This window comes from Kiloniellales bacterium, from assembly GCA_030064845.1.
In the GTDB taxonomy this organism is placed as follows: Bacteria; Pseudomonadota; Alphaproteobacteria; order Kiloniellales; family JAKSDN01; genus JASJEC01.
The window spans coordinates 1-8,022 of record JASJEC010000118.1 but is presented as its reverse complement, the minus strand read 5'-3'; the positions used below and the strand labels follow the sequence as shown (position 1 = coordinate 8,022).

Annotated in this window: 9 protein-coding genes; 4 read left to right on the top strand and 5 right to left on the bottom strand. The window is 68.0% G+C overall.

Going from position 1 to position 8,022, the window contains the following annotated elements; all coding sequences use genetic code 11:
* On the top strand, positions 1-702 hold a 702-nt coding region (locus QNJ67_23550; GenBank protein MDJ0611968.1), incomplete at its 5' end, for a serine hydrolase domain-containing protein.
* Between the two features lie 208 nt (positions 703-910).
* Here the strand turns inward: QNJ67_23550 and arfB are convergent.
* Together arfB and QNJ67_23540 are read right to left on the bottom strand one after the other, a co-directional pair.
* A complete protein-coding gene (arfB, locus tag QNJ67_23545) occupies positions 911-1,333 on the bottom strand; it encodes an alternative ribosome rescue aminoacyl-tRNA hydrolase ArfB (GenBank protein MDJ0611967.1) in 423 nt (140 codons plus the stop codon).
* Positions 1,330-1,797: a YaiI/YqxD family protein gene (locus tag QNJ67_23540; GenBank protein ID MDJ0611966.1), complete on the bottom strand. Its 468-nt coding sequence runs from the start codon at positions 1,795-1,797 to the stop codon at positions 1,330-1,332. Before QNJ67_23540 ends, arfB begins: the two co-directional genes overlap by 4 nt.
* A 369-nt stretch (positions 1,798-2,166) precedes the next feature.
* Here QNJ67_23540 and QNJ67_23535 point away from each other — a divergent pair, with 369 nt between their 5' ends.
* On the top strand, positions 2,167-3,048 hold the full coding sequence (locus tag QNJ67_23535) for a rhomboid family intramembrane serine protease (GenBank protein MDJ0611965.1): 882 nt from the start codon (positions 2,167-2,169) through the stop codon (positions 3,046-3,048).
* Positions 3,049-3,089: 41 nt separating this feature from the next.
* On the top strand, positions 3,090-3,443 hold the full coding sequence (locus QNJ67_23530) for a DUF1428 domain-containing protein (protein MDJ0611964.1): 354 nt from the start codon (positions 3,090-3,092) through the stop codon (positions 3,441-3,443).
* A gap of 46 nt (positions 3,444-3,489) precedes the next feature.
* On the opposite strand, the gene QNJ67_23525 is transcribed toward QNJ67_23530, so the two are convergent.
* Positions 3,490-4,863: a hypothetical protein gene (locus tag QNJ67_23525; GenBank protein MDJ0611963.1), complete on the bottom strand. Its 1,374-nt coding sequence runs from the start codon at positions 4,861-4,863 to the stop codon at positions 3,490-3,492.
* A gap of 205 nt (positions 4,864-5,068) precedes the next feature.
* Between QNJ67_23525 and QNJ67_23520 the strand changes: the two genes are divergently transcribed.
* Positions 5,069-5,839 carry a 2OG-Fe(II) oxygenase gene (locus tag QNJ67_23520; protein ID MDJ0611962.1) on the top strand — a complete coding sequence of 257 codons (771 nt, stop codon included), beginning with the start codon at positions 5,069-5,071 and terminating at the stop codon, positions 5,837-5,839.
* Positions 5,840-5,860: 21 nt separating this feature from the next.
* On the opposite strand, the gene QNJ67_23515 is transcribed toward QNJ67_23520, so the two are convergent.
* Together QNJ67_23515 and scpA are read right to left on the bottom strand one after the other, a co-directional pair.
* Positions 5,861-6,241, bottom strand: a complete 381-nt coding sequence (locus tag QNJ67_23515; protein MDJ0611961.1) for a VOC family protein — start codon at positions 6,239-6,241, stop codon at positions 5,861-5,863.
* Positions 6,242-6,273: 32 nt separating this feature from the next.
* Positions 6,274-8,022: methylmalonyl-CoA mutase (gene scpA, locus QNJ67_23510; GenBank protein MDJ0611960.1), on the bottom strand; the 1,749-nt coding region annotated here is incomplete at its 5' end.

The following is an 8,022-nucleotide window of genomic DNA, read 5'->3' as shown; positions in this document are numbered from 1 at the left end:
CTTTCGGCCCTGCCGCTCGCCTTCGAGCCGGGCAGGCGCTGGAACTACGGCGTCTCGACCGACGTGATCGGCCGGGTGGTCGAGGTCATCTCGGGCCGGCCGCTCGACCGCTTCCTGGCCGAGCGGATCTTCGAGCCCCTGGGGATGACGGACACGGGCTTCGACGTGCCCGACGACAAGCTCGGGCGGCTCGCGTCCTGCTACGACAAGACCGGCAAGGAACTCATGAACCTGGCCGATCCCGCCGGTGACAGCGCGTTCCGCGCCGGCCGGGTCACCCTCTTCTCGGGCGGCGGCGGGCTGGTCTCGACCGCCGACGACTACCTGCGCTTCGCCGAGATGCTGCGCGGCCGGGGCGCGCTCGGCAAGGTGCGGCTGCTGGCGCCCAAGACGGTCGAGCTTATGACCCGCAACGCCCTGCCCGGCGACCTGGCGTCCATGGGCCAGGCGGTCTTCGCCGAGGTCTCCTTCGACGGCATCGGCTTCGGCCTCGGCGTCGCCGTCACGGTCGACCCGGCCATCGCCAAGTCGGCGAGCTCGGGCGGCGACTTCGGCTGGGGCGGCCTGGCCTCGACCATGTTCTGGGTCGACCCCGAGGCCGAGCTGAGCGCGATCTTCCTGACCCAGCTGATGCCGTCGTCGGCCTACCCCAGCCGCAAGGAGATGCGCGCGCTCACCTACTCGTCGCTGACCGATCCTTGAGCGGCTGACGCCTCGCGCGACCGGCGCGGCGCAAACGGAAAAAACAAAAGGGTTTCACCACAGAGACACAGAGAGCACAGAGGAAAAACCAAAGGTTTGTTCTGGCGCGCTACGCGCGCAACCAGCTCTTTTTGGTTTCTCTGTGATCTCTGTGTCTCTGTGGTGATTCTCTTTTTTGTTCAGGATCGGGTGGTCCCCGCGCTCGACGTCACTCGACCTCCGGCTTGCTGGTCCTGAGCCGCTTGACCGCGCCGCGGCGGGCCTTGGCGTCGAGGCGGCGGCGCTTCACCGCGCGGCTCGGGCGGGTCGCCCGGCGCGGCGTCGGCGGCTCGGCCGCGCGCTTCAGGAGCGCGACCAGGCGGTCCAGCGCGTCCTCGCGGTTGCGTTCCTGGCTGCGGAAGCGGCGCGCCGTGATCACCAGGATCCCCTCCTTGGTCAGGCGGCTGCCGGCCAGGCGCAGGGCCCGGGCGCGCAGGTCGTCGGGCAGCGAGGGCGAGTTCTTGAGGTCGAAGCGCAGCTGCACCGCCGTCTCGACCTTGTTGACGTTCTGGCCGCCCGGCCCGCCGGCGCGCAGGAAGTGCTCCTCGATCTCGCGCGGGTCGAGGGCGACCGTGTCGGTGATGGCGATCATGGCGGCGGTGCCCGCTTCTGTTCGCGTTTCAGCGCCTGGATTGTCTCCTCCAGGGCACTAAGGAAACGCGAACGGTCCTGCTTGGTGAAGTTCGGTACGTACCCCTTGATCTCGCCGGTCTCGCGCAGGTGGGCTTTGAGGTCGCGCATGGCGAGCGCCATGCCGATGGAGTCCGGCGTGAAGGGCTTGCCGGTCGGGCCCAGGGCCTTGGCGCCCTTTTCCAGGCAGCGTGCCGCCAGCGGGATGTCGGCGGTGACCGCGATGTCGCCCGGCCCGATGTGCTCGGCGATCCAGTCGTCGGCGGCGTCCGCGCCCTCGGCCACCACCACGCGGTTGACCAGCGGCCCGTCGCCGGCGCGCAGCCAGGTGTTGCCGACCAGGTGCACCCGGAGGCCGTGGCGCCCGGCCACTTTCAGCGCCTCCTGCTTGACCGGGCAGGCATCGCCGTCGACGTAGATCTCCATACGAACACCCAAGGTCTTGTCATCGCCGGGCTCGAGCGCGGGGCACTCGGGCTTCGCCCGCGATCCAGGTTCCTGCCCGCTTCAGGTAGCGGACTGGATCACCGGGTCAAGCCCGGTGATGACGGATGTGCGGGCAGACGGGGTGCCGAAGCCCTCTTACTTCGACAGGCTCAGCATGAGGGCTTTCGAAAGACCGGGTGTCTTTGCAGGATCACGCTTGCCACTCAACGCCCCTCGTCCGCGCGAAGCGCCGCGCTACGCGCCCTGTCGAAGGGCGATGGTAGCTTCACGACGCAGATCGGCGCAGCTGCATCTTCCGACCACGGCAAAGTGCGCGCCAGCACGGCAAACCGCTACTATACTCGCCCCATGGACCAGACCGAACTCCTGACGCTCTTCGCCTCGCCGTCGCGCCAGCGCTGCCAGGAGTACGCCCTGGTCCTGATGGCGGTCGGCATCCCCTGCCAGGTGGCGCCGAGGGAAGGGGACTTCGCCCTGCTGGTCCGGCCGCGCGACGCGCCCGACGCGCGCCGTCAGCTCAGCCTCTACGCCGCCGAGAACCCGCCCGAGGCGCCGCGCGCGGCCCGCGTCTATCCGGCGGCGGACGGCCTCAATGCCGCGAGCCTCTACGGCGTGACGATCCTGGCGCTCGACCTCGCCCAGCGCCACAAGGCCTTCGGGCTCGACTGGTGGGCGGCCGGCCATACCCAGGCCGGGCTGATTCGCGACGGCGCCTGGTGGCGCGCCTTCACGGCGATGGGGCTGCACGGCGACGCCCAGCATCTCCTGGGCAACCTCGCGCTCGGCCTGATTTTCTGCTACCTCGCCGGCCAGCGCCTGGGCTGGGGCCTGGCCTGGGCCGGGCTGGTGCTGGCCGGCGGCCTGGGCAACGGCCTCAACGCCGTGGTCCAGCCGGCGGCGCACAGCTCGGTCGGCGCCTCGACCGCGGTCTTCGGCACGCTCGGGATTCTGGCCGCGGCGGCCTGGGCCGAGCGCGGCCAGCCCAGCCGCCGCCGGCGCTTCGACCGCTGGGCGCCGCTCGGCGCCGGGATCGCTCTGCTCGCCTTCCTCGGCATGGAGGGCCCGCGCACCGACATCTTCGCCCACGTCACCGGCTTTCTCGCCGGCTGCCTCTTCGGCCTCCTGTTTTACGCCCTGGAGCAGAGGGTCCAGGTGGAAGCGCGCCACCAGATGGCGGCCGGCGCGGGCGCGACGGCGCTCTTCGTCCTGGCGTGGGTCTGGGCGTTCTAGCGGGTGTTTTCCTGGAAGCGACGAAAGGGAGGAGAGGTGTCATGGCCTACGTCGATGCCTTCGCGGCCGCGGTGCCGAACGACAAGCGTGAGGCCTTTCGGGCGCACGCCGACGGCTTCGCCGCCGTCTTCAAGGAATACGGCGCGCTCCAGGTGGTCGACTGCTGGGGCGACGAGGTGCCGGACGGCGAGGTGACCTCGTTCCCGCTCGCCGTCAAGTGTCAGCCGGGCGAGACCGTGGTCTTCGGCTGGATGACCTGGCCCTCGAAAGAGGCGCGCGACCAGGGCATGGCCAAGGCCATGGCCGACCCGCGCATGAACCACGAGCAGAACCCCATGCCGTTCGACGGCAAGCGCCTGATCCACGGTGGCTTCGAGATGATCGTCGAGCGGTAAGGCTGCAGCGGTAGGCCTCTCGACTTTGGGCGATAGGCGAAGAGGTTCACTTGTCCTTATCGGGCTTGCCCTTTGCGTCGCCCTTGTCGGCCTTGTCCGCGGCCTGGTTCGAAATCTGCTCCATGATGTTGGGCACCATGCGCTCGCTGAAGCCCGCGGCCGCGCAGAGCACGAAGATCGCGTATTCGTTCAGGCCCGTTGCTCCGGTCCCAACGGCCAAGCCGGCAAAGACCTCGGACTTGAGAATGAGATAGAGCAGGATCGCGCCAAGCGTTCCAACGGCGATTCGCAGAAGGCCGGTCAGATAGTTGTAGCGTTTGCTGGCATAGGGGTCGACTTCCAGGGTCGCGATGCCCATCGCGACCGAGAGAAAGGCGCCCAAACTGCCCATGGCCGCAACCTGAAAGACCAGGTTCGAGGCCGTGGCCGATGCCGTCGTCTGGGACGGGTAGATGAGCCACGCCAAGTTCACGATCAAGGTGACGAGGCCACAGGCCGCGATGTACTCGGTCCTGGCCGCCATCTGCCAGGACTTGCTGGCCCGCTCCTCGACGTGCTTCAGAGTCTCTTCAGCCTCCTTCTTCTTGCCTTCCAGGGTAAGCGCCACGGCCCGCGCAATCTCTCGATTGAAGAAGGCCTCCGAATTCTCGATGAACCTGACGTTCAGGAGGCCATTCAGCTTCGAAAGCCTGGGCCCGATATCCATGTAGAGCTTGCGCTGCTTGAGTGCTGTTTTCCTGTCGTCCGAGAAGTGCGGGCTGATGCCGCGTTCGGTGCGATAGATCCGGTAGTCGCGGACCGCCCAATAGACGTCGAGAATCTTCAAACCGCGTTTGTCGAGATTACCCTTCCGGATCGCTGCCATGGGCACGTCGTTGCCTTCCGCCGCGACCCGGTCTTCCTCGGCTGGTGCGGGGGCGTGCTCGGGCGCCTTACCGCCATCAGGCGTCAGCATTTCGCGCAGCTCGGCGAAGGGGGGAAGCGTGCCGAAATCCTTATGCTGCACGGACTGTGCGCCGTTCCCCGCGGTCGCGGTCTCCACCCGGAAGGTCGGCGGCTGCCGGCCCGTCGCGCCCGGCACGTCGGAGTCCGGCGATCTGACCGCCAGCCACCTTTTCCAAGCCCACGTCAGGAAGTCTTCCAGCGGCTTCGTCGCCAGACCGGCTGCAACGCCTTGGGCCACGGGCAGGATCAGTTCGAGCCCCGTTTCGTGCTCGACCGCGGCCAGCTCCGTCTTGCCCTTGCTCAAGACATGGGTGTGTGCGTCCCGGACCGACTTGATCGACCAGCCGCTCGGCAGCTTCTGGAACAGGGCTTTGTAGTCCGCCTCGGTGGCATCGGACAGCGGCTGTCCTTTGCCGTCGAGGGCAACGAACTTGATCCGCCGGTCTCCGCCTTGCTCTATCGCTTGAAGATCCATGGCTTGGCCCCTTTCTCGAAGGGGACGGCGCCGTCGTCATTCGGCAGCCGCCGAATTATCCGAACGTCAAGAATGGCCCGGTAAACCGACAAGCGCTGTGGGAATTGCCACAAAAGGGCTGGCCTTGCTTGACGCGATTGCCGGTTGCGTCGGCGGGCCGGAGCGAACATCTTGGGCCGTTCCGACGCCATACCAGGAAGACGCCATGGCCATCGTTGAGTTCGACGAGCGCGCCGCGCTTCGCGAGGATCGCTGGGTCTCGTTCTGCGCCCAGCACGCCGAAGCCTACGCCGGCGCCGAGCCCTTTCCCCACATCGTGATCGACGGTCTGCTGCCGGAGACGCGCATCGACGAGATCCGCGCCGAGTTCCCGGCGCTCGACGCCATGGAGGTCAAGACCAACCGGAAGGGGACCACGGGCGTCAAGGGCTCGCTGGCCGACGAGGGGCGCTGGGGGCCGGTCACGCGCGACACCATTGGCTGGCTCAACTCCGCCGCCTTCCTGCGCGGCCTGGTCGCGCTGACCGGGATCGAGGGCCTGGCGAGCGATCCCTATTTCGAGGGCGGCGGCCTGCACCAGATCGGCGACGGCGGCTTCCTCAAGATCCACGCCGACTTCAACATCCACAAGGTCACGGGGATGGAGCGGCGGATCAACCTGCTGCTCTACCTCAACCGCGACTGGCCCGAGGACTTCGGCGGCCACCTGGAGCTCTGGGACGAGGCCATGGCGCAGCGGGTGCAGCGCATCGCGCCGCTGGCCAACCGCTGCGTCATCTTCTCGACCACCGACACCTCCTACCACGGCCACCCGGACCCGCTGACCTGCGGCCCCGACCAGACCCGCAAGTCCATCGCGCTCTACTACTACACGGCCCCCAAGGCCCAGAAAGAGTTCCACTCCACCCTCTACCAGACCCGCCCGGGCGAGGACTTCAAGAAGAAGAAGCGGCGCTGGGGGCTGTTGCGCGGGTGACGCGGTAGCCGGGGGCGGCGCTCAGGCCGTGTCGATCTCGATCGGGTGGCCGGCGCCCCAGTGGTAGCCGAAGAGATCGGTGAACCAGAAGTCCCGCATGCCATAGAACTGGTCCCGAAGTTCCGCGCGGATCGTGACCTTGTCCCGGACGAGATCGTAGAAGGCGTCGGCGTCCTCGACCCGGAGGAAGAAGTCCTGAGAGGGTTTGGGCTCGTTGTCGCCGCCGACGCTCAGCATCAGGTCGACGCCGCCGTTCTCCAGCCGGGCCCAGTTGATGTTGCCCTCGCCGTAGTGGAACTCGTCGGTCCCGGCCAGCGCGAATCCGATCGAGGTGTAGAACTCGATCGCACGACGGATATCGGGCACCTTGAGCATGACGGTGAGGGCTTGGAAAGTCGGCATCTCAGAGCCATCGATACCCGCTTTCAATCGACCTAAGCCGCCGCCGCTTCCCTTCGCTCCCGGATCAGTCCGATGACCTCGTGCGCGGCCGTGGGGATGTTGGTGCCGGGGCCGTAGATCGCGCTGACGCCCTTGCCGAGCAGGAACTCGTAGTCCTGGGGCGGAATGACGCCGCCGCAGATGACGATGACGTCTTCCGCGCCTTCCGCGCGCAGGGCCTCGATCAGGGCCGGGACCAGGGTCTTGTGGCCGGCGGCCTGGCTCGAGACGCCGATCACGTGGACATCGTTGTCGAGCGCCTCGCGGGCCGCTTCCTCCGGCGTCTGGAACAGGGCGCCGACGTCGACGTCGAAGCCGATGTCGGCGAAGGCGGTGGCGATCACCTTGGCGCCGCGGTCGTGGCCGTCCTGGCCCAGCTTGCAGACCAGCATGCGCGGCCGGCGGCCGCTCTCGGTCTCGAAGGCGGCGACCTCGTCGCGGATCTTCCGGAAGCCCTCGTCGTCCTCGTAGGCCGCGCCGTAGACCCCGGAGACCGAGCGGATCACCGCCCGGTGGCGGGTGAAGACCCGTTCCAGGGCGTCGGAGATCTCGCCGACGCTGGCCCGCGCCCGGGTCGCCCGGACCGCGAGGTCGAGCAGGTTGCCCGCGCCGCTCTCGGCCGCCTTGGACAGGGCGTCGAGCGCCGCCGTGCAGGCGGCCTCGTCGCGGCTCTTGCGAGTTTTCTGCAGGCGCGCGACCTGGGCCTCGCGCACCTTGGCGTTGTCGATCTCGAGGATGTCGGGCAGGGCCTCGCCCTCGACCTGATACTTGTTGACGCCGACGATGACCTCCTCGCCCTGGTCGATGCGGGCCTGGCGGCGCGCCGCCGACTCCTCGATCTTGAGCTTGGGCAGGCCCGATTCGACCGCCTTGGTCATGCCGCCCAGCCCCTCGACCTCGGCGATCAGCTTGCGCGCCTCGGCCGCCATGGAGGCGGTCAGGTGCTCGACGTAGTAGCTGCCCGCGAGCGGGTCGGCGACCCGGGTCACGCCGGTCTCGTGCTGCAGGATGAGCTGGGTGTTGCGGGCGATGCGCGCCGCGGTGCGGCTGGGCAGCGCGATCGCCTCGTCGAAGGCGTTGGTGTGGAGCGACTGGGTGCCGCCGAGGACCGCCGCCATGGCCTCGAAGGCGGTGCGCACCACGTTGTTCATGGGGTCCTGCTCGGTCAGGCTGACGCCCGAGGTCTGGCAATGGGTCCGGAGCGCCAGGCTCATGGGTTTCTTCGGATCGAACGGCTTTATCATCTCGGCCCAGAGCAGGCGCGCGGCGCGCAGCTTGGCGACCTCCATGAAGAAGTTCATGCCGATGCAGAAGAAGAACGAGAGGCGCGGCGCGAAGGCGTCGATTTCGAGGCCCTTGGAGAGCGCGGCGCGGACGTACTCCAGCCCGTCGGCCAGGGTGAAGGCGAGCTCCTGGACGCAGGTCGCCCCGGCCTCCTGCATGTGGTAGCCGGAGATCGAGATCGAGTTGAAGCGCGGCATGTTGTGGGCCGTGTACTCGATGATGTCGGCCACGATGCGCATCGAGGGCGTGGGCGGATAGATGTAGGTGTTGCGGACCATGAACTCCTTCAGGATGTCGTTCTGGATGGTCCCGGCCAGCTTCTCGGTCGGCACGCCCTGCTCCTCGCCGGCCACGATGTAGCCGGCCAAGACGGGCAGGACCGCGCCGTTCATGGTCATGGAGACGGTCATCTCCTCGAGCGGGATGCCGTCGAACAGGATCTTCATGTCCTCGACCGA

Excerpts from the sequence above, each read along its gene's own strand:
- arfB (MDJ0611967.1), bottom strand. The coding sequence starts at position 1,333 with ATGATCGCCATCACCGACACGGTCGCCCTCGACCCGCGCGAGATCGAG.
- QNJ67_23540 (MDJ0611966.1), bottom strand. The coding sequence starts at position 1,797 with ATGGAGATCTACGTCGACGGCGATGCCTGCCCGGTCAAGCAGGAGGCG.
- QNJ67_23535 (MDJ0611965.1), top strand. The coding sequence starts at position 2,167 with ATGGACCAGACCGAACTCCTGACGCTCTTCGCCTCGCCGTCGCGCCAG.
- QNJ67_23530 (MDJ0611964.1), top strand. The coding sequence starts at position 3,090 with ATGGCCTACGTCGATGCCTTCGCGGCCGCGGTGCCGAACGACAAGCGT.
- QNJ67_23525 (MDJ0611963.1), bottom strand. The coding sequence starts at position 4,863 with ATGGATCTTCAAGCGATAGAGCAAGGCGGAGACCGGCGGATCAAGTTC.
- QNJ67_23520 (MDJ0611962.1), top strand. The coding sequence starts at position 5,069 with ATGGCCATCGTTGAGTTCGACGAGCGCGCCGCGCTTCGCGAGGATCGC.
- QNJ67_23515 (MDJ0611961.1), bottom strand. The coding sequence starts at position 6,241 with ATGCCGACTTTCCAAGCCCTCACCGTCATGCTCAAGGTGCCCGATATC.